The sequence below is a fragment of the Rhodococcus sp. NPDC060084 genome, from assembly GCF_042730335.1.
GTDB lineage: Bacteria > Actinomycetota > Actinomycetes > Mycobacteriales > Mycobacteriaceae > Rhodococcus.
Genome location: NZ_JBHWWX010000001.1, coordinates 282670 through 301890 on the forward strand (window position 1 = coordinate 282670; position 19221 = coordinate 301890).

A 19221-nucleotide genomic window follows, 5' to 3' on the forward strand; every position below is an offset into this window, starting at 1 on the left:
CAGGTGCGGCGGTTTCACGTGAAACCGCCTGTCAGGACCGGCGCGGCCTCGCGAACGGGAACGCCAGCGACTCGCGGATGCTGCCGCCGAGGACAAGCATGACGATCCGGTCGACACCCATACCCAGTCCGCCGGTAGGCGGCATCGCGTATTCGAGCGCTTCCAGGAAGTCCTCGTCGAGTTGCATCGCCTCTTCGTCGCCGCCGGCGGCGAGCAGCGACTGCCGGGTGAGACGGGCACGCTGGTCGACCGGGTCGGTGAGTTCGCTGTAGGCCGTGCCGAGTTCGACTCCCCAGGCCACCAGATCCCACTTCGCGGCGACACCCGGTTTACGGGGGTGGGGCCGGGTCAGGGGTGACACCGACGACGGGAAGTCGGTGTAGAACGTCGGGAATTCGGTGCGGGCCTCGACGAGGTGCTCGTACATCTTCTGCGCGGTTGCGCCCGCGTCCCACGACGGGTTGTAGGCGATCCGGTGCTCGTCGCAGAGGCGTCGCAGTACGTCGGCGGGCGTTTGTGCATCGACGAACGTGCCGAGTGCTTCGGAGAGGGCATCGTGGAACGTCGTGACGGGCCACTCTCCCGAGATGTCGATCTCGGTCGATGTGCCGTCCGGATTCGGGCGCAGGACGACCTCGCGGCCGTGTGCCGCACGCGCGGCGGCCTGGATCAGTTCGCGGGCGACGACCCGCATATTCTCGTAATCACTGTGTGCTTCATAGGCTTCGAGGATTGTGAACTCGGGATTGTGTGTGAAGTCGGCACCCTCGTTGCGGAAGACGCGTCCGATCTCGAACACCTTCGGCATGCCCGCGACACACAGTCGCTTGAGGTACAACTCGGGGGCGATCCGGAGGTAGAGGTCGGTGTCGTAGGCATTGATGTGCGTGACGAACGGCGCCGCGTTGGCGCCGCCGTGCACCGCCTGCAGGATCGGGGTCTCGACCTCGAGGTATCCGCGGGACTGGAGTTCCTCGCGCAGCGACCGCACGACCGCACTTCGGCCGGCGAGATGTTCTCGCGCCCCGGTGTCGACCGCGAGGTCGAGGTAACGCTGCCGCACTTTGGTTTCGGGATCGGTGAGCCCGTGCCACTTGCCGGGTAGGGGGTGCAGGCACTTGCCGTCGATCCGCCACGAGTCGGCGAGCACCGAGATCTCCCCGCTCCGGCTGCGTCCCATTCGGCCGGTCACCTCCACGAGGTCACCCAGATCGAACAGGAAGCGCTGTCCGGCAACGCGTTGGCTGTCGACGAGAATCTGGATGTCACCGGACCAATCGCGGAGAACCGCGAACAGCACCTCACCGAAATCCCGGATGCGCATCAGCCGTCCGGCGACGACGACACGCGTGCCGGTGAGGGCGTTACGTGCTTCGGCGGCGGTGTGCGTCGGGGGGATCGCGACGGGATACGGGTCCACCCCGTGCTCGATGATGCGTTCGAGGGTCGCCCTCCGCACCCGGTCCTGTTCCGGACGGGTATCGCTGCGGGCGTCCACGGTGTCGGTGTCGCCCGGCGCCGAGTCGGGTGCGCTTCCGTCGTCGTGCAGTGCTTCTGCCGAGTCGACGTTGTGGGGGAACGACGAATGGGTGCCGGTGTGGGTGCGCGTGGTACGACGGCCGAAGCTCGGCAGGGTGAGGAATCCTTCGGCAACGGCTGCGGCGAGCGCGACCCGCGGGATCTCCCGTGTCTCGCGGAAGCACAGATACCGCGGTACCCACTCGGGCCGGTATTTCACGTTGGAGCGATACAGCGACTCGAGTTGCCACCACCGCGAGAAGAACAGCAGGATCGACCGCCACATTCGCATGATCGGCCCGGCTCCGAGGCGTGAACCCTCTTCGAATGCGGAGCGGAACACCGCGAAGTTGAGGGACACACGACGGATCCCGAATTCCGGTGCCTGGGAGCACAGTTCGGACACCATCAACTCGACGATGCCGTTGGGGGCGTGCGGATCGCGCCGCATCAGATCGAGGGAGACTCCGTCGGAGCCCCACGGGACCAGCGACAGCATCGCGACGACCGACCCGTCGACCACTGCCTCGACGAGCAGGCAGTCGCCGTCGATCGGATCGCCGAGGCGCCCGAGGGCCATGGAGAACCCACGCTCGGATTCGGTGTCACGCCACGCGTCGGCGCGCTGAGCGACCGCGGACATCTCGATCGGAGACAGATCCCGGTGGCGGGTGATGCGCACTGTCGCACCGTGTTTCCGCGCCCGATTGACGGCTTGGCGGACGGGACGCATCTCACGACCCGCGAGAGTGAAACTGTCCGCGGACAGCACTGCCTCGTCTCCCAGCTCCAGAACGTTCAGTCCCGCACGGTGATACGCCGTCGCCCCTTCCCTGCCGGCGCCGAGCACAGCGGGTGTCCAGCCGTAGGCGCGTGCCAGGTCGAGCCATTCGTCGATCGCGTGGGGCCAGGCTTCCGGATTCCCGATGGGATCGCCGCTCGCGAGACAGACTCCGAGTTCGACCCGGTAGGTCACCGCAGCTTTGCCGCTCGGCGCGAATTCGACCCCCTTGTCGCGCCGCGTCGCGAAATAGCCGAGTGAGTCGTCGCTCTGGGACAGGAGCCCTCGGATCGCCGATTCGTCGGATCCGGTGAGGGCGTTGGTGGAGCGCTGGGACCGGAACAGCACCACGACGGCGGCGAGCACAGCCAGTGCGCCGAGCAGACCGAGGGTCGTGTTGACGAATCCGTGCGGGCGACCCGCGAACTGGTCGTTGTCGATGAATCCCAGCGCGGTGACACGGTTCAGTGCCCACAGGAAGCGGTCGGCGGGCGGCAGGGTGCCGGGAAAGAGTTCGACCAGACCCCATCCGGCGAGGGTGCCGGCGACCAGTCCGCCGGCGAGCACTCCCACCGACGTCCAGACCGCGCCGCGCCGGACCCGGGTGTAGAACTCCGGGTACGCGAGGAGCAGGACGGCTACCACCGCGAGATGCACAACGAGGGCCACCAGGTGCGTGGCGTCGCTCTCGACGATCGCGGACACGAGATTGGTGATCGTAAAGCCGCCGAGGTAGATCGTGAGAATCCACCACGCGATGCGTTTACGCCCTGCGACTGCTCCGGCGAGCAGTCCGACGACCAGTGCGAGCGCGAGACTCGTGTCGGGGGCGTCGAAGTAGTACTCGTCGATGTATTCGCGCGGCGTGCGGATCAGAAACCGGAGGGTGGGCGAAATCGACCACGCGGCCATCGCGATCGCGTACACGCCGAGGATCAGCCCGGCGATGTGCGGAACGGCGGTGAGGTGACTGCTCAGGCGTGCCGACAGCGACGGGTGGGGCTCCGGGGTACGCCGTTCCCGGGCCGCCGAGGGCGACGGTGACGGCGACGACGAGGGCGGCGCTATGGGATCCGCAGACATGCACCGACCGTAACGCTACGGCCGGTGCACGGCGCCGGGAACCCTCCGAGTGACCGGCGGGAGCGCGGTCACTTGGAGTGCATCCCTATCGAATTCGTCCGGATTCGGTTGTGGGGGTCACTCCGGGCGTGTCGTCGTCGGTCGCGGCGTGTTCGTCGGGCTCGGTCCGGGACAGCGCACTCGGCCACCAGATCTTCTTGCCGATGTCGATGGACAGCGCGGGCACGAGGAGCGCGCGCACCAGCAGGGCGTCGAGCAACACACCGAACGCGACGATGAACGCCAGTTGTGCGAGGAACAGCAACGGGATCACAGCGAGCGCCGAGAACGTCGCGGCCAGAACGACGCCCGCCGAGGTGATGACGCCGCCGGTGACGGTCAGTGCGCGCAACACGCCCTGCCGGGTACCGACCTTCTTGGTCTCCTCTCGGACTCGGGTCATCAGGAAGATGTTGTAGTCGATACCCAAGGCCACGAGGAACACGAAGCCGAACAACGGCACCACCGGATCCGCACCGGGGAAACCGAATACGTGATTGAACAACAGCGACGACACGCCGAGTGTGGCCGCGAACGACAGGATCACGGTGAGCATCAGCAGGATCGGCGCGACGACGGCGCGCAGCAGCACGATGAGCACCAGCAGCACTACCAGGGTCACGACCGGAATGATGAGGGTCCGGTCCCGGGTGGCAGTGTCCTTGGTGTCGAGGTCGACGGCGGTGGGACCACCGACCAGCGCATCCGCCTCCGGCACGGCGTGGGTCACATCGCGGATTCTTTCGACGGTCTGTTCTGCGGCGAGCGAGTCGGCGGGATCCGACAACGTGGCCTGAACCGCGACGAGTCCGTCGATGACGACAGGTACGTCGCCCGGTCCCGTGACGGGCCGGGCCTCCGTGACACCTTCGACCCCGGCCGTGGCGTCGACGATTGCGTCCAGCGAGGATTCACGCGCGACGACGATCGTGGGCGATCCGGTGCCGGCGTCGAAGTGCTCGCCCAGGACCTCCTGGCCGGACTTCGAGTCGGTCTGGAGGAGGAACACGTCGGAGGACGCGACCCCGCTGGCCTTGAACTGGGGAGCGAGGACGCCGAACGCGACGAGCACGAGCGTGCACACGATCCAGATGGGGCGGGGCTTGGAGCCGACCCATCGGGCGACACGGCCCCAGAAGCGGTGTCCGCTGTCGATGTCGTCCTGGTCCGTGCCGGGTTCGTACTTGGGCCGGGTGGGCCAGAACGCGGTCCGGCCGAGCAGAACGAGTGCGGCGGGCAGGAAGGTGACGGAGGCGAGGAAGGACGCGGCGATACCGATCGCCGCGACCGGACCGAGACCGCGGTTGGAGTTCAGGTCGGAGAGCAGCAGGCACAGGACGCCGAGGATGACGGTGCCCGCGGACGCGGCGATCGGTTCGATCGACCCACGGAGCGCCGCGCGCATCGCGGTGTACTTGTCCTGCTCCATCCGGAGTTCTTCTCGGTATCGGGATACGAGGAGCAGTGCGTAGTCGGTGGCGGCGCCGAACACCAGGATGAACATGATGCCCTGGCTCTGCCCGTTGAGCGCGATGATGTCGGCGTTGGCGAGCTGGTACACCACCAGGCTCGCGAGGGCCAGTGCGAACACCGCCGAGATGATGACGACGAACGGCAGGATCGGACTGCGGTAGACCACCACGAGGATGACGAGGACGACGCCGCCGGCGACGAGCAGCAACAGACCGTCGATGCCCCCGAAGGCCGACGACAGGTCGGCGGCCTGGCCGGCCGGTCCCGTCACGTGGACGGTCAACCCCTCAGGGGCGTTCTCCAGTGCCGTACGCAGTTCCTCGACGGCGTCCCCTACCTCCCCGGAGGCATCGATCGGGACGATCATCTGCACCGCGCTGCCGTCCTCGGACGGGATCGGTGGCGGACCGGCCGATTCGGACGCGATGAACTCGATGTCTTCGGGGGTGATCGCACCGTCGCGTTCGGCGACCACGATCGCCGGGATGAACTCGCTGCTGTTGAACTGCGCATAGAGCTCGTCGGCCCGGGTGGACTCGGCGGAGGCCGGGAGGAACGAACTGGCGTCGGTGGACGCGACTTCGCTGAGCTTGCCGGCGAACGGCCCGCCTCCGCCTGCGGCTACGAGCCACGCGATGAGGAGGAGGGCGGGGAGCAGCCACCTCCAGCGACCGGTCTTTCGCGGTGGTGCGGTTGCAGTGCTCAAGATTCCTCCTGGCGTGAGCGAATATCCGAATACTAGATTATTCAGCGTGCTGAACGATGCGGGACCCGACGATCTCGAGGCGTGGCCCACCGGGCGGTTGCTCTCCACCGCTGCCCGCCTCGTCGAACAGGCGTGGGAGCAGCAGCTTCGCAAGCGGGGGCTCACCCATGCCGGGGTTATCGCGCTGCATTCGATTGCGGCGCAACCGATGTCCCAACGAGAAATGGCGCGGGCGTGTCGCGTGACGGACCAGACGATGAGCCGCACCGTCGATCATCTCGTGCGTGGCGGATTCGCTTCCCGCTCCGTCGATCCCGCCGACGAGCGTCGGATGCGTGTGCGGATCACGGCCGCCGGTGCTGCCGAATACCGCCGGGTGCTCGAACTCGAGCGAGACGACAACGCCGCTGTCGGCGACAACACCGCGTCTCCGCTGTCGGTCTCCGATCCGGAGACGTTGCGCCGCCTGCTCGTCGAACTCGTCCACGCGCACCGGGGCAGCTCTGCTCACACGACCGGGAGTACCCCCGTCGCCGACGATCCATCCACGGAAACCGGTTGACGCCGCGCGATAGGGTTCACCATGGCTTTCGAACAGCCGATACCGCCGCAGCCGAACTCGCCGCAGCAGGTGCCCTCGCCCGCTGTCGTCGCGGCGCTGCGCCGGGGCGGATGTGTGTTCGCCGAAGACGAAGCGCGCCTGCTCACCGACGCCGCAACCTCCGAGCGGGAACTGGATGTTCTCGTCGCGAGACGAATTGCCGGAGCGCCTCTCGAGCATCTCCTCGGGTGGGTGCAGTTCTGCGGCATGCGGGTCGCGGTGTCGCCCGGGGTATTCGTCCCCCGCCGTCGTACGGAATTCCTGGCGAGATGCGCCGCGCGGGTGGCTCCCCCGAACCCGGTCGTGGTGGACGTGTGCTGCGGTTGCGGTGCGGTGGCGTCCGCACTCGCGGCGATGCTCGGCGTGTGCGAGGTGTACGCGACCGACATCGATCCTGTCGCCGTGCGGTGCGCGCGGCTCAATCTGCCCGGCGAGCGGGTGCTCGAGGGTGATCTGTGCGCGTCCTTGCCCGGCTCCCTGCTCGGACGCGTCGACGTGCTCGTCGCGAATGCCCCCTATGTCCCGTCGGGAGCACTCGAGTCGATGCCGCGTGAGGCGCGGTGCTTCGAACCGCGTGTCGCGCTCGACGGGGGCGAGGACGGGCTCGACATCCATCGGCGACTCGCCGCCGAGGCAGGGCGCTGGCTGGCACCCGGAGGGCATCTGTTGATCGAGATCGCAGCGACTCAGGCTCCCGCCGCGGAAAAGATGCTGACGCAGGCGGGGTACCGCCCGCGAGTGCTCTTCTCGGACGAGTCGGACGCCACGGTCGTCGTCGCGGACCGTAGGTGACATCGCGTCAACCCAGTGGCAGTTCGGCGAATATCGACGTCGGCGCGGTGGATCCACCGGCGGGTTCCACACTGAATCCCAGGGCGGTGGCGCCCGAGATGTCCTCGAGCAGAGCGGTCGTGGACGGTGCCACGTCCGCCGGGGTCATCGTGCCCGCGGACTCCGGTCCGTCCGGCCCGATCAGCCACATCTGGTAGACGGTGCCGTCGGCGGGGGGTGCCACGTTGTTCATCACGAGCACGCCGGCGCCGGCGTCCTCGGAGAAGACGACCGTCACCACGCCGCCGCCCTCGAGCGTGCCGGTGGTGGTGCGGACGTCTTCGGCGGCGAGCACCCGCTCGGCGAGGGGGCTGTCGGTCGTCTGGGTCCACTGGTTCGCGACGACGACACCGCCGAGCGCCACGACCACGGCTACGGCCGCGGCGAGCAGGAAGTTCCGCCGCCTGCTCTGCCGGCGTCGTTCGTCGAGCGAGATGACGTCGGTGGACGAATTCCCGATGCCCGGGCCGGAGTTCTCCGCGCCGCCGTGCTCGGCGGGACGGTCGGTGGCGCTCTCCGCGGCGACGAGTGCGAGCACCCGGCCCCGTAATCCGGCGGGCGGCTCGGTCGCGGTGGCCGCGGACATCTGGGCGAGTGTCTCCCGGGCGTCCCGGAGGTCGGTGGTGAAACGCTCGACCGTTTCGGGCGCGGCGTCGTCCAGCCGTGCCGTTACCTCGTCCCGCTCGTCGGGTGCGAGTGCGTCGAGGGCGATCACGGGCGCCATGTCGAGCAGGTCCCGGTCATCGTCGAGCGCCATCAGAATTCACCCCCAAACAGGTCTTCAATCGGAGTAGTCCGTCGCGGATCCGCGACTTGACGGTGGGTAGCGTCGATGAAAGTTCTTCGGCCACTTCCCGATACGTGTATCCGCCGTAATAGGCCAGCTCGACGGATCTGCGTTGGAGATCGGTGAGCGAGCCCAGGCAGTCGGTGACACGCCGGCGATCGTCACGCTGGGTGACCTCTTCGCTCACGGAGTCGAAGGCGGAGTCCACTGTCGCCGAGCCGTAGCGCGACTCCCGGTCGGCGCCGGACTGCTCGCTGCGTACGCGATCGACGGCCCGCCGATGCGCGAGCGTGATGATCCACGACAGTGCGGATCCCTGGCTCGTATCGAAGCTGCCGGCCGAGCGCCACACCTGGAGGTAGACCTCCTGCGTCGTCTCCTCGCTGTAGCCGGGATCGCGCAGGACTCGCAGGACCATGCCGAACACCCGTGCCCGTGTGGCGTCGTAGAGTTCGGCGAACGCGGCCTGATCCTGTGCGGCGACGCGCGTGAGTAGCGCCCCCAGGGTGTCGGTGTCTCTACCGACGCCGGTCATCGGCTCAGTCCGCTCATCGAACGAAAGCCTAGCCGGGCGAAACCGGCGGCTCAAGACATCGGAGTACAGCACCGCCGTCACCGCCGCGAAATACGGGAGCGCCGGACCGCGGCGCCGGCGGCGGCCGGCACCGCAATTCCACCGCCGGGCAGAGGAGCGGACCGTGGGGTGTCAGGAAGCATGATCGTCTCCAGGTGAGGTCAACGGCTCGCTGGTGAGAGTGCACACCAGAAAATCTGCGGTCGTTCTGGCCCACCAGCCGGGGTCTGTGAGTAGCAAATGTCCGGCTCCGGGCAAGGGACGCCAGCGCGCGTTCACTCCGCGGTCGCGGGCGGCCATCGTCTGACTCTGCGTGGCTCGCGGGTCCGTCTCATGGTCTTCGGTGCCGTGCGCGACGAGCAGATGACGGCCGATGGGTATGTGCTCGGAGTCGTTTTCGGGCCACCACGGTGCCAGGGCCACGACGGATTCCACCCCGCCCTGGGAGGCCAGGTGCGCGGCGACCCGCCCGCCCATCGAGTGGCCCACGAGCCCGATCCGGGTGTGGCCCCGCCGGGTGGCGCGGTCGAGCGCTTCCAGGGCATCGCGGACCGGACTCATATGCGTGCCGTTCCATCCTCTGTAGCGGTAACGCACCTGCTCGACGGTGATGTGATGCGGACGTAGGCGTGAGCCCAGCGTGTGGGTGAACGCCGTCATCCGGAGCTCGGACGCATGCCACGGGCGCGGCGCCTCGGTACCGACAGGCCTGCCGCCCGGAAGCACCAGCACGTGGGCCCGTGAACGGCCCGGAAGAATCTCCATGAATGTCGTTCGTTGCAACACGCATCCCGGATTGGTCCGGGGCGTCGAAGGAAAAACTCCACGCCCCGACCCATCCGCCTTCACACTGGTAGCGAATGACCCCTGACACATCGATCGGCGTGGTCGTCCAGGCCACGGCTTACGAAGGGAATTTCAGCTATGAACATCGCTACACGTAAGAGCCTGGCGGTCATCGGAATCGGTGCGATGTCCGCGTTCGGTGTCGCGGCCTGTACGTCCGACGATTCCGACACTGCGTCGGACACCTCGGCAGCGACCACGACCACCGGTTCGGCAATGGAGACCACGGAAAGCACCTCGGCGCAGGCTGCGGCAGCGGGTCCCGTCGGCCCCGGTTGCGCCGCCTACGTCGAGGCGAATCCGACCGGTCCCTCGTCCGTCGAAGAACTCTCGACGCAGACGATCACCGAGGCCGCGGGTAACGTACCGATCCTCACCACGCTGACACAGGCGGTCAGCGGCCAGCTCAACCCCGATGTCAATCTCGTCGAAACGCTCGACGGCGGCGAATTCACCGTCTTCGCACCGGTCGACGAAGCGTTCGCGGCTCTCGACCCCGCCACGATCGAAACGCTGCAGACCGACTCGGGGATGCTGACGGACATCCTGACCTACCACGTGGTTCCGGGTGAGCTCACCATCGACGACGTCGCGGGCACCCAGACCACCGTGCAGGGTGGGACTGTCGAGGTAGCCGGTTCCGAGGATATGTGGACGGTCAACGGCGCCAACGTGATCTGCGGCGGCATCGAGACCGAGAACGGCGTGGTCTACCTGATCGACGGCGTCCTGACCCCGCAGTAAGTGCTCTCTCCAACTCACCCTCGGGAAGGTCAGGTATCGATGCGGAAAATCCGAAGCAGCGTTCGGGGACTCGCGGCGGCGTTCATCGCCGCCGCGGGTGCGGCTGTTCTTGCGGCGCCGGCTCAGGCCGCGCCGCTCACACCCGTCCCGCAGTTGGACGTGAACAGGTATGTCGGACAGTGGTATCAGCTCGCTGCCAATCCGGCGCCGTTCAACATCGACTGCGTGCGCGACACCACGGCGAACTACACGTTGCTCGACGAACGTAACGTCCGAGTGGAGAATTCGTGCACCACGGTGACCGGTGAGCGTCGCGGCATCGTCGGAAATGCACGGGTGAACGACACTGCGCAGCTGCATGTGTCGTTCCCCGGAGTACCGTCCCAGGATTCACTGGACGGGCCGACCAACTACATCGTCACCTACCTGGCAGACGACTACTCGTGGGCGTTCGTCGGTGATTCGACACGCCTGTCCGGGTTCGTGCTGTCGCGTTCTCCGGTAGTCGATCCTGCTGCATGGCAGGAGATCCGGCGCGTCGTCGAAAACAGCGGGTACAACGCGTGCCTGATGCTGACGTCGCCGACGACCGAGGGGATGCAGGAGATCAGACCGCTCTGCACCGTCTAGTACCGGTCGGGGAGGGAGGAGGGCTTGCCGTGAAGGCAGGCCCTCCTTTCCGGTCGCGAATCCGGTCAGGAACCCGATCGTGACGCCGTGCCCGCAATGTTCTCGAGCATGCCGCGGAAGATGATGCCGTGGAACGGCAACAGCGAGTACCAATACAGTCGCCCGGCAATACCTTTGGGAAAGAAGATCGCTCGTTGCGTGAGTCGGGTGCGGTCGGCCGCGAGTCGTTCGACCCGCCATTCCAGCCATGCGCCACCGGGTGCCCGCATCTCGGCGCGCAATCGGAGGAGTTCGGGGCGCTCGATACGTTCGACCCGCCAGAAATCGAGTGCATCGCCGGTGTGCAATTTTTTCGGATCGCGGCGCCCTCGGGTGAGGCCGACACCTCCGGAGAACCGGTCGAGCCACCCGCGCACAGTCCACGCGAGCGGGAAGGAGTACCAGCCGTTTTCGCCGCCGATGCTCTCGACCACCGCGAATACCCGGTCCGCCGACGTGTCCGATTCGACGGAGCGTTCGTCGATATAGACGACCTCGCCCGCCCAGTCCGGGTCGGACGGCAACGGATCTGCGGGTGCGCCCACGGGGGACGCGCTCGACCAGCTTGTCTCCACTTCACCGTGTTCGAGCCGGCTCAGTGCGAGACGCACCGCTTCGCGATATCCGGTGAGTCCGCCGGGCGGGGGAGGGATCACGGCGTCGATGTCGTGATTTCGCATCACGGCATCCGAACCCAGCGATTCGATGAGTGCCCGGCCGAGTCCCGGCGGGATCGGCGTGACGAGCCCTATCCACAGACCGGCGAGTCGTGGGGTCAGGACGGGAAGTACGACGATGCGTCGCCGGGCCAGGCCTGCCACCTCGGAATACTGTTGCATCATCTCGCCGTACCGCAGCACATCGGGACCGCCGATGTCGTACGTGCCGCTGCGGGGAAGGGGTGCGTCGGCGGCGGCGACGAGATAGTGCAGGACGTCGCGCACGGCGATCGGCTGGATCCGGTTGTTCACCCAGCGCGGTGTGGTCATCACCGGCAGCCGGTTGCTCAGGTGCCGGATCATCTCGAACGACGCCGACCCCGACCCGATCACGACGCCTGCCTGGAGTACCAGGGTGGGAACACCTGATTCGAGGAGAATCCGTCCCACCTGGGCGCGAGAGCTCAGATGTGGTGACAATTGCCCGGATACGGGATGCAGACCTCCGAGGTAGACCAGGCGCGACACCCCGGACTCGCGCGCGACGGCCGCCACGTTCTCCGCAGCCCGCCGCTCGGCTTCGACGAATTCGTCTCGGCCCCCCATCGAATGGACCAGGTAGTACAGGACATCCACGTCCCGGCACGCCTCGCGGAGAGACGCGGGGTCGGTGAGATCACCGCGCACGATCTCCACATCGTCGGCCCACGGCACGTCCCGTAGTTTGTCCGGACTGCGCGCGAGTACCCGTACCCGATAACCGGCTTCGAGCAGTCGCGGCGCGAGCCGTCCGCCGATGTATCCGGTGGCACCGGTGACGAGGACACGGCCGGCGGTCATCGCGCCCGTCACTTCCCGTTCAGGATGTGGCCGAGCTGGTGCCTCAGCGACGACTCGAGGTCGGGTCTGCGGAATCGATGCCCGATGTCGAGGAGCGTTTTGGGAACGACGAACTGACTCGCGCCGGCGACCTCGCGTGCGCCCTCGTCTCCCAGCAGCAGTCGTGGACCGAGACCGGGGACGGGCAGCAACGCGGGACGGTGCAGCACACTCGCCAGGGTCCGCGTGTACTCCTCGTTGCGGACCGGTTGCGGCGCCACCGCATTCACCGGACCCGAAACGGACGGATCCGTCAGGGCACGGTGATAGATGTCGAGCAGATCGTCGATATCGATCCAGGACAACCATTGCCGGCCGTTGCCCAGTCTGCCGCCGAGGCCGGCGGAGAAGAGCGGCCGCATCAGTTGCAGGGTGCCGCCGCGCGGAGTCTGCACGATCCCGGTCCGAACCTGGACCACTCGCACACCACCCTTCTCCGCGGGCTGCGTCGAGGATTCCCACTCGGCGACGACGTCGGCGAGGAAACCTGCCCCGCGCGAAGACTGTTCGTCGAGAGGCGCATCGCCCCGGTCGTATCCGTAGAAACCGATGGCAGACGCACACACGAAGGTCGCCGGCCCGTTGCTGGTGCCGGCGGCGAGTTCGGCGAGTCGCCAGGTCGGCGCGACCCGGCTGTCGCGGACGGCTGCCTTGTGCGCCTCGGTGAAGCGTCCGGCGATCGAGGCGCCCGCCAGGTGGATGACGGCGTCGACGCCTTCGAGCAGATCGGGCGCGGGATCGATCGGATCCCACTGCCTTTCCTGATCCAGTTGCTTTTCCCGGAGCCCGTGAACGGGCCTGCGCACCAGGCGCACCACCCGGTAACCGCCGGCGCTCAGGAAAGCGGTCAATGCGCTGCCCACCACGCCGTTCGAGCCGGTCACCGCGACCGTGCGGGGACACACTCCCTCGGTGTGCGCCCGGCGGTGGCTGGCGAGATCGTCGGCGAGCTGGCGGTGCCTGTACCGAAATGTCTGGGTCAGAACGCGTTCCGGGACCGGTGTGTCCACTTTGTCGGTCACGCGGGTCCGGAATTCGTCGACGACGTCGAACCGGTGCTCGTGCCGCCACGACCGGATCAGGTTCGGCGGCAGGGACGTCAAGCCGTCACGACCGAGCGCATCAACGAAACGGTGAGGGGGGTCGTAACCTTCGGGCTGGTGATCGGAGATCCAGCGCAGGCCACCGGGGAGGCCGAGGACGGCACGCCCGTCGGCGAGCGAATCGGCTTCCGACACCACGCTCATCGGCTGCCAGGGCGGAATCAGTCGATGAACAGCGCCGGGGCGGGCATGCCAGGCGAACACGTCGTCACGGGGGGCGTCGACGATACTGCTGTACTCGATGCCCATGTTTCCTCCGGGCTGAATTCGCCGCTGTGGCGGCGCGATTGTCGGGATCCGGTGTGCGGCGCCGGCACTCCCGGCGCCGCATTCCGGTCAGGCTGGAAGCACGCTGAGGAGGAACAGGTAGCCCTCGACCAGCGGGGTATGGATGGCCAGGAATGCAGTCTCGACGAAATCTCGCAGCACGGTGTCTCCTTATTGTCGGAGGCGGACGGTCCGCCTGTTTCTCATTCGGCGCGACCCGACCGGTGGATGGGTCGATTCGTCGATCGAATTTCCCCGTACCGTTCGAGCGCCACCCGGCGTTCGTGAGCGTGGTCCACCAGGGGCGCGGGATATCCCTCAGGCGGGCCGTCCGGCAGCGTGTGCACCCGGCTGCCCACGACACTCCGGAGTTCGGGTACCCAGCATCGGACGTAATCACCCTCGGAATCGAATTTTTCGCCTTGCGCCGTCGGATTGAATATCCGGAAGTACGGCGCGGCGTCCGTTCCGCTCCCCGCAGTCCATTGCCAATTGTGCTGATTCGAGGCGAGATCGCCGTCCACGAGGTGCGTCATGAAGTGCCGTGCCCCCCGCCACCACGGAATGTGCAGATCCTTGGTCAGGAACGACGCGACAATCATCCGGACCCGGTTGGGGACGAAGCCTTCCGCCAGAAGCTGGCGCATACCGGCGTCGACGATCGGAAACCCGGTCCGCCCTTCGCACCACGCGGTGAACAGCGCGTCGGCGTCGGGGCCGGTGTCGTATCGGATCGCGTCGAACGTCTCGTTGTAGTTCCGCCGCGCAGTGTCGGGACGGTGGTGCAGCACATCGGCGTAGAAGTCGCGCCACGCGAGTTCGCTGCGGAACGTGGTGGCCCCGGCGCCGGAGCGGTCGCGCAGGTCGTGCAACAGGGTGCGGGGATGAATGCACCCGAACTTGAGGTGGGCCGACAACCTGCTCGTGCCGTCGGCACCGGGGTGGTCCCGGTCGGTCGCATACCGCTCGAGATCGTCGGCGAGGAATTCTCGCCAGCGGGTGAGGGCGGCCCGTTCCCCGGCCGGAGGAAGCGCGATGTCGCCGGCGTCGGGGATCGCTGTGCGGCCCGGCGTGCCCGCCGGGTCGATCCAGTCGATGGTCCCGGCGTCGGTCGCTGCGGGTGGCCGCACGTCGTGTTCGAGCCAGGCACGCCGGTACGCGGAGAACACCTTGTACGGCGTGCCGTCGGGTTTCGTGATGCGCCCCGGCGACACCGCGTACGGCGATCCGGTGGACACCAGTGCCACACCCTCGAGCGCCTCGGCAACGTGCGCATCGCGCCGTGCCCCGTACGGGCCGAAATCGGCGCTGATGTGAACCTCGGACGCGTCGAAGGCGCGGGCGACCGCAGGCACGGCCTCTGCCGGATCACCTCGCACCACGAGGAGGCGGCCGGACAGATCGTCGTCGAGAGCACGCAGGCACGCCATGAGGAAGGCACGCCGGCGCGGCCCGGACGGACCGAGCAGGGCGTCGTCGAGAACGAACAACGCCACGCCCTGCTGCGCGATGTCGGTAGCGGAAAGGACGGCGGGAAGATCGCGCAGCCGGAGGTCGCGTCGGAACCAGACGATGGCGGGACGGCTCATCGAACCAGTGTGCTGGACAATGGCTGGCATGTCCGATGTCTTCGAAGTACCGATCCGTGACGAGTCGATCAGACTCGGCCAGTTCCTCAAGCTGGCGAGCCTGATCGAATCGGGTGCCGAGGCCAAGGAGGTCATCGCCGACGGCCTGGTCTCCGTCAACGGTGAAGTCGACGTGAGACGAGGCCGTCAGCTCCAGGTCGGTGATGTGGTCGAGATCGGCGGGATGAGCGCGCGGGTCGTGCGCGACACCTGACCTGCGTATCGAGTCAGTTCTCCGCGCGCACGACGACGCCGTCGTGGTCGCTGTAGACGATCTCGCCGGGGTTGAACGTCACGCCGCCGATCTCGACCGGCACGTTCTTCTCGCCGGACCCTGTCTGAGTGCTCTTACGGGGATTGGTGCCGAGTGCCTTGACCCCGATGTCGAGCGTGCGCAGGATCGCGGAGTCCCGGACAGCACCGTTGACGATCACGCCGGCCCAGCCGTTGTCGACCCCGCGGCCGGCGATGATGTCGCCGACGAGCGCGGTGTGGATGCTGCCGCCACCGTCGACGACGAGCACGCCGCCGTTGCCGGGCTCGGACAGGGTCTGCTTGACGAGCAGGTTGTCCTGGAAGCATTTGATCGTCGTGACGGGGCCCGCGAACTCGCTGCGGCCACCGAACTGGATGAACTGGGTGTCGCAGCTACGGATGTCCGGACCGATCTCGTCGGCGAGGTCGGCGGTTGCGGTGAATGCGTGGGCAGTGGCTTCGCTCATGTGCTGAGGATAAAGGGACGGCGGCGGGCCGTCCGGACGGCGGGGACCGAGATCGCCGCAATCAGATCGATGATTAATCTCTTCGCAGGCCAAAGCGTTAGATCCTTGTATCCTTCACAAAGGTTCACTTATGCCGGGTGAACGACCGACCGGGAGAACAGGACGGGGACATGCCACTCGACGGACGTTCGACGATCGTGCGTGTGCCCAAGGCCGGGGAACTGATCGCGGCGAATCTTCGCCGCCAGATCATCACCGGAGAACTCGAAGCCGGGGAGCCGCTTCCCAACGAGGCCGCGCTCATGGAGCGGTTCGGCGTCTCGCGCCCGACATTGCGTGAAGCGTTCCGGATACTCGAGTCGGAAGGCATCATCACCGTTCTGCGCGGGGCCCACGGGGGCGCCCGCGTGCAGGCGCCCGACAGGTCCACCGCAGCCCGCTATGCCGGCCTGCTGCTGCAATACCGCGGCGTCCCCCTGGCCGACGTCTACCGCGCCCGCACCGAACTCGAGGTCGCGGCGGTGGGTTTGATCGCGGCCGATCCCGACGGGCGGATCGACGAACTCGCCGCCGTGGTCGACCGGGGAGAAGCCTTCCTGGACGATCCGCACGCGTTCGCGAAGGCGAACACCGAGGTGCATCGCACGGTCATGGAACTCGGCGGCAACGAGACGCTGAACACGCTGGCCGGCATGCTCCTCGACATCATGGATGCTCATGCCGCCCTGTACATTTCCTCTCGCGCCGAGCCGGACCGGCCCGGCGCGGCCGTCGCGCTGCGCGCGAGCCGCAAACTCGTCGCACTACTGCGCGCGGGCGAACCCGGCCGGGCACAGGCCTTCTGGCGTCACCATCTCGACAAGGTCGAGAAGTACATGACCGGCGACAGCGAGACCACGCTGGTGGAAGTGCTGTCGTAGGCCGGCGCACGGTGGAGCCGAGGCTCAGACGGTCCGGCCCATGCGACGCTCGTAGTCCTCGCGTTCCCGGGCCGCCCGGTTACGGGCTTTCTCGCTCAGCAGTTCGGGATCGATTCCGTGTTGCTGCAAGCGATGGCGCTGCCACACGGGCATGAGTGCCGCCGAGAAGTAGACCCAGGGCAGGAACAGCAGCAGCATCATCGCGAAGGGAATCCAGACCGGGCCCGGAATCAGCAGGAACAGCATCAACGGCGGGATGATCGGCAGGTTCCAGCGCAGCAGATAGCGCCGCGCGCCCCCGGGACCGAGGATGTCGTTGCGAACCCACTCGCGCATCTCGGGCGGCAACGTGCGACCGACCATGTATCCGAGGCGCTGAAACAAATTAGGTCGTGCACTACTCATATCGACAGCATAAGCCCTCAGTCGTACAGACCCACCAGGCTGTCCGAGAACGAGTCCACCACCACTTTGCGGCGCAACTTCATGCTCGGCGTCAGGTCACCGGATTCCACCGTGAGTTCGCGGTCGATGATCGTGAACTTCTTGACCTGTTCCCACCGGTTGAGCTGCAGATTCAGCTCCTCGATGTACGTCCAGATCATGCCGCGCGTCTTCTCGTGCCGCGAGATCTCCGCGAAACTCGCCCCGTCGAGCCCGTTCCTGCCGGCCCACTCGGTCACGGTCTCCGCGTCCAGGCCCACCAGCGCGACGCAGTACGGCCTGCCTTCGCCGTAGACGACGATTTCCGACGCGTACGGGCAGATTCCCTTGAACGTCGCCGCGGTCGCGGACGGTGCGACGTACTTGCCCTGCGAGGTCTTGAACATGTCCTTCTTGCGGTCGGTGATCCTCAGATAACCGTCCTCGATGCTGCCGATATCGCCGGTGCGGAACCAGCCGTCCTCGGTGAGCGACTCGGCCGTCGCGTCGGGACGATTGTGATAGCCCGTCATGACGCCCGGCCCCTTGATCAGCACCTCGCCGTCGTCGGCGATCGCTATCTCGGTGCCGGGCACCGGGCGCCCGACCGTGCCGATCCGGTTCGAGTCCGGGCGGTTGACGCACGACGCGGCCGCGGTCTCGGTGAGCCCGTACCCCTCGAGCACCGGGATACCCACCGCATCGAACCACCTGCCGATGTCCGGGTTGAGCGGCGCGGAACCGGAGATGAAGAAGCGCAACCTGCCGCCGAACCGCTCGCGGACGGTGGAGAACACGAGTCGGTCGGCGAGCGCGTAGCCGAGCTTGTCGCGCGTGCCAGGGGACCTGCCGTCCTGCCGGGCCCGGGACATCTTCAGTCCGACGCCGACGGCCCAGTCGAAGATCCTCTTCTTCGCGCCGCCTTCGTCTTCCATCATGGATTCGATTCGGGCATGCGCCTTTTCGAAGATCCGTGGCGCCGCCCCCATGAATGTGGGGTGCACGACCGCGAGGTTCTCGACAATCTTGTCGACTCGTCCGTCCACCACTGTCGGGAAACCGATCTGGAGGGGAAGGGTCAGCAGCACCTTCCCGAACACGTGCGACAGCGGAAGCCACAGGTATTGGAGGTCGTCGGGACCGAGGAGGCCGATGGCGTCGATCGCGGCGGCCTCATAGGTCCAGGCCGAGTGCGGCAGACGAACACCCTTGGGCCTTCCCGTGGTACCCGACGTGTAGATGAGGGTCGCGAGGTGATCGGGCCGGATCCGCTGGATCCGGTCGGACACCGCGTTCGGGTTCTCGGCGAGCAGTGTGCGTCCGCGGTCCTCGAGATCGTCGTAACCGAGTACCCAGTCGCCGTCACCGTGGCCGTCGACGACCACCACCGCGGAGACATCCGGCAGTTCGTCCCGGTGCTGAACCAGCTTGCCGACCTGGTCGGCGTCCTCGGCGATAACGATCCGGCTTCCCGAATCCGCCACGATGAACGCGACGTCGTGGGCGTTCGTGGTGGGGTAGACCGTGGTCGTGGCCGCGCCCGCACACATCACCGCGAGGTCGGCGAGGACCCACTCGTATCGTGTGGTCGACGCGAGAGACACCCGGTCCTCGGGTTGGATGCCGAGCGCGATGAGGCCCGCCGCGAGCAGGCGTACGCGTTCGCCCGTCTGCGCCCACGTGACCCCGATCCATTCCTCCGCGCCCATCGGAAACCGGAAGGCCTCGGCATCGGGAGACGCGGTGATGCGGTCGAGGAACATGTGAGCCACAGAGGGCGCCCGGTTCTCGATCTTCGCTCGATCGACCTTCTCATCGGATATGCCCTTCGATGTGGTCATATGCCCCAGTCTAGGAAGCCGGGGCGCGCGGGATGCCCGGTTTCGCCGGGTAACTCACGACCCGGGCGGAGGTAGGCGCTTGTGACAGGGACCACCTTCCGAGGGTACGTTTGGTGTAACTCCGAGA

General features: G+C 67.1%; 17 protein-coding genes. 6 read left to right on the plus strand and 11 right to left on the minus strand.

Going from position 1 to position 19221, the window contains the following annotated elements:
• Nucleotides 1–31 precede the first annotated feature (31 nt).
• A complete protein-coding gene (lysX, locus tag ACFWBU_RS01320; RefSeq protein WP_378527227.1) occupies nt 32–3382 on the minus strand; it encodes a bifunctional lysylphosphatidylglycerol synthetase/lysine--tRNA ligase LysX in 3351 nt (1116 codons plus the stop codon).
• An 85-nt stretch (nt 3383–3467) separates the two neighbouring features.
• Nucleotides 3468–5600: an MMPL family transporter gene (locus ACFWBU_RS01325; RefSeq protein WP_378527228.1), complete on the minus strand. Its 2133-nt coding sequence runs from the start codon at nt 5598–5600 to the stop codon at nt 3468–3470.
• A 46-nt stretch (nt 5601–5646) separates the two neighbouring features.
• On the opposite strand from ACFWBU_RS01325, the gene ACFWBU_RS01330 reads away from it, so the two are divergent.
• Together ACFWBU_RS01330 and ACFWBU_RS01335 are read left to right on the plus strand one after the other, a co-directional pair.
• Nucleotides 5647–6162 (plus strand): MarR family winged helix-turn-helix transcriptional regulator, encoded by a 516-nt coding sequence (locus tag ACFWBU_RS01330; protein ID WP_378527229.1) that lies wholly within the window; start codon nt 5647–5649, stop codon nt 6160–6162.
• 21 nt (nt 6163–6183) lie between these two features.
• Nucleotides 6184–6993, plus strand: coding sequence for a putative protein N(5)-glutamine methyltransferase (locus ACFWBU_RS01335; protein ID WP_169652276.1), 810 nt, complete (start codon nt 6184–6186; stop codon nt 6991–6993).
• Nucleotides 6994–7000: 7 nt separating this feature from the next.
• Here the strand turns inward: ACFWBU_RS01335 and ACFWBU_RS01340 are convergent, their stop codons facing one another.
• From ACFWBU_RS01340 to ACFWBU_RS01350, 3 genes are all read right to left on the minus strand, one after another.
• Nucleotides 7001–7789 (minus strand): anti-sigma factor, encoded by a 789-nt coding sequence (locus ACFWBU_RS01340; RefSeq protein ID WP_378527230.1) that lies wholly within the window; start codon nt 7787–7789, stop codon nt 7001–7003.
• A complete protein-coding gene (locus tag ACFWBU_RS01345; protein WP_169620844.1) occupies nt 7773–8354 on the minus strand; it encodes a sigma-70 family RNA polymerase sigma factor in 582 nt (193 codons plus the stop codon). Before ACFWBU_RS01345 ends, ACFWBU_RS01340 begins: the two co-directional genes overlap by 17 nt.
• 171 nt (nt 8355–8525) lie before the next feature.
• Nucleotides 8526–9158: an alpha/beta hydrolase gene (locus ACFWBU_RS01350; protein ID WP_169620843.1), complete on the minus strand. Its 633-nt coding sequence runs from the start codon at nt 9156–9158 to the stop codon at nt 8526–8528.
• A 159-nt stretch (nt 9159–9317) separates the two neighbouring features.
• Between ACFWBU_RS01350 and ACFWBU_RS01355 the strand changes: the two genes are divergently transcribed.
• Together ACFWBU_RS01355 and ACFWBU_RS01360 are read left to right on the plus strand one after the other, a co-directional pair.
• Nucleotides 9318–9983, plus strand: a complete 666-nt coding sequence (locus ACFWBU_RS01355) for a fasciclin domain-containing protein (RefSeq protein WP_169620842.1) — start codon at nt 9318–9320, stop codon at nt 9981–9983.
• Nucleotides 9984–10022: 39 nt separating this feature from the next.
• Nucleotides 10023–10613, plus strand: a complete 591-nt coding sequence (locus tag ACFWBU_RS01360) for a lipocalin family protein (RefSeq protein ID WP_206038684.1) — start codon at nt 10023–10025, stop codon at nt 10611–10613.
• A gap of 65 nt (nt 10614–10678) precedes the next feature.
• Here the strand turns inward: ACFWBU_RS01360 and ACFWBU_RS01365 are convergent, their stop codons facing one another.
• The 3 genes from ACFWBU_RS01365 to ACFWBU_RS01375 all read right to left on the minus strand — a co-directional run bounded on the left by ACFWBU_RS01365 (nt 10679) and on the right by ACFWBU_RS01375 (nt 15149).
• The gene (locus tag ACFWBU_RS01365; protein WP_378527231.1) at nt 10679–12151 is read right to left on the minus strand and encodes an SDR family oxidoreductase; all 1473 of its coding nucleotides are present in this window, start codon (nt 12149–12151) and stop codon (nt 10679–10681) included.
• A gap of 8 nt (nt 12152–12159) precedes the next feature.
• Nucleotides 12160–13542 (minus strand): TIGR01777 family oxidoreductase, encoded by a 1383-nt coding sequence (locus tag ACFWBU_RS01370; protein WP_296550656.1) that lies wholly within the window; start codon nt 13540–13542, stop codon nt 12160–12162.
• Nucleotides 13543–13763: 221 nt separating this feature from the next.
• The gene (locus ACFWBU_RS01375; RefSeq protein WP_169652273.1) at nt 13764–15149 is read right to left on the minus strand and encodes a deoxyribodipyrimidine photo-lyase; all 1386 of its coding nucleotides are present in this window, start codon (nt 15147–15149) and stop codon (nt 13764–13766) included.
• Nucleotides 15150–15177: 28 nt separating this feature from the next.
• Between ACFWBU_RS01375 and ACFWBU_RS01380 the strand changes: the two genes are divergently transcribed.
• Complete coding sequence (locus ACFWBU_RS01380; protein ID WP_169652272.1) at nt 15178–15402, plus strand: RNA-binding S4 domain-containing protein; 225 nt, start codon at nt 15178–15180, stop codon at nt 15400–15402.
• Nucleotides 15403–15415: 13 nt separating this feature from the next.
• Here the strand turns inward: ACFWBU_RS01380 and rraA are convergent, their stop codons facing one another.
• Nucleotides 15416–15910: a ribonuclease E activity regulator RraA gene (gene rraA / locus ACFWBU_RS01385; RefSeq protein WP_169620837.1), complete on the minus strand. Its 495-nt coding sequence runs from the start codon at nt 15908–15910 to the stop codon at nt 15416–15418.
• A gap of 170 nt (nt 15911–16080) precedes the next feature.
• Here rraA and ACFWBU_RS01390 point away from each other — a divergent pair, with 170 nt between their 5' ends.
• Entirely contained in the window at nt 16081–16830 is a 750-nt protein-coding gene (locus tag ACFWBU_RS01390; protein ID WP_169652271.1) for a FadR/GntR family transcriptional regulator, read from the plus strand.
• Nucleotides 16831–16854: 24 nt separating this feature from the next.
• Here the strand turns inward: ACFWBU_RS01390 and ACFWBU_RS01395 are convergent, their stop codons facing one another.
• On the minus strand, nt 16855–17235 hold the full coding sequence (locus ACFWBU_RS01395; protein ID WP_378527232.1) for a DUF5313 family protein: 381 nt from the start codon (nt 17233–17235) through the stop codon (nt 16855–16857).
• A gap of 17 nt (nt 17236–17252) precedes the next feature.
• Nucleotides 17253–19094 carry a long-chain fatty acid--CoA ligase gene (locus ACFWBU_RS01400; protein WP_296550655.1) on the minus strand — a complete coding sequence of 614 codons (1842 nt, stop codon included), beginning with the start codon at nt 19092–19094 and terminating at the stop codon, nt 17253–17255.
• Nucleotides 19095–19221 lie beyond the last annotated feature (127 nt).

What these genes read in the sequence shown, in the direction of transcription:
- ACFWBU_RS01340 (WP_378527230.1), bottom strand. Translation starts at nt 7,789, where the DNA reads ATGGCGCTCGACGATGACCGGGACCTGCTCGACATGGCGCCCGTGATC.
- ACFWBU_RS01370 (WP_296550656.1), bottom strand. Translation starts at nt 13,542, where the DNA reads ATGGGCATCGAGTACAGCAGTATCGTCGACGCCCCCCGTGACGACGTG.
- ACFWBU_RS01395 (WP_378527232.1), bottom strand. Translation starts at nt 17,235, where the DNA reads ATGAGTAGTGCACGACCTAATTTGTTTCAGCGCCTCGGATACATGGTC.
- ACFWBU_RS01335 (WP_169652276.1), top strand. Translation starts at nt 6,184, where the DNA reads ATGGCTTTCGAACAGCCGATACCGCCGCAGCCGAACTCGCCGCAGCAG.
- ACFWBU_RS01345 (WP_169620844.1), bottom strand. Translation starts at nt 8,354, where the DNA reads ATGACCGGCGTCGGTAGAGACACCGACACCCTGGGGGCGCTACTCACG.
- ACFWBU_RS01365 (WP_378527231.1), bottom strand. Translation starts at nt 12,151, where the DNA reads ATGACCGCCGGCCGTGTCCTCGTCACCGGTGCCACCGGATACATCGGC.
- ACFWBU_RS01360 (WP_206038684.1), top strand. Translation starts at nt 10,023, where the DNA reads ATGCGGAAAATCCGAAGCAGCGTTCGGGGACTCGCGGCGGCGTTCATC.
- ACFWBU_RS01380 (WP_169652272.1), top strand. Translation starts at nt 15,178, where the DNA reads ATGTCCGATGTCTTCGAAGTACCGATCCGTGACGAGTCGATCAGACTC.
- ACFWBU_RS01355 (WP_169620842.1), top strand. Translation starts at nt 9,318, where the DNA reads ATGAACATCGCTACACGTAAGAGCCTGGCGGTCATCGGAATCGGTGCG.
- ACFWBU_RS01375 (WP_169652273.1), bottom strand. Translation starts at nt 15,149, where the DNA reads ATGAGCCGTCCCGCCATCGTCTGGTTCCGACGCGACCTCCGGCTGCGC.
- ACFWBU_RS01350 (WP_169620843.1), bottom strand. Translation starts at nt 9,158, where the DNA reads ATGGAGATTCTTCCGGGCCGTTCACGGGCCCACGTGCTGGTGCTTCCG.
- rraA (WP_169620837.1), bottom strand. Translation starts at nt 15,910, where the DNA reads ATGAGCGAAGCCACTGCCCACGCATTCACCGCAACCGCCGACCTCGCC.
- lysX (WP_378527227.1), bottom strand. Translation starts at nt 3,382, where the DNA reads ATGTCTGCGGATCCCATAGCGCCGCCCTCGTCGTCGCCGTCACCGTCG.
- ACFWBU_RS01390 (WP_169652271.1), top strand. Translation starts at nt 16,081, where the DNA reads ATGCCACTCGACGGACGTTCGACGATCGTGCGTGTGCCCAAGGCCGGG.
- ACFWBU_RS01400 (WP_296550655.1), bottom strand. Translation starts at nt 19,094, where the DNA reads ATGACCACATCGAAGGGCATATCCGATGAGAAGGTCGATCGAGCGAAG.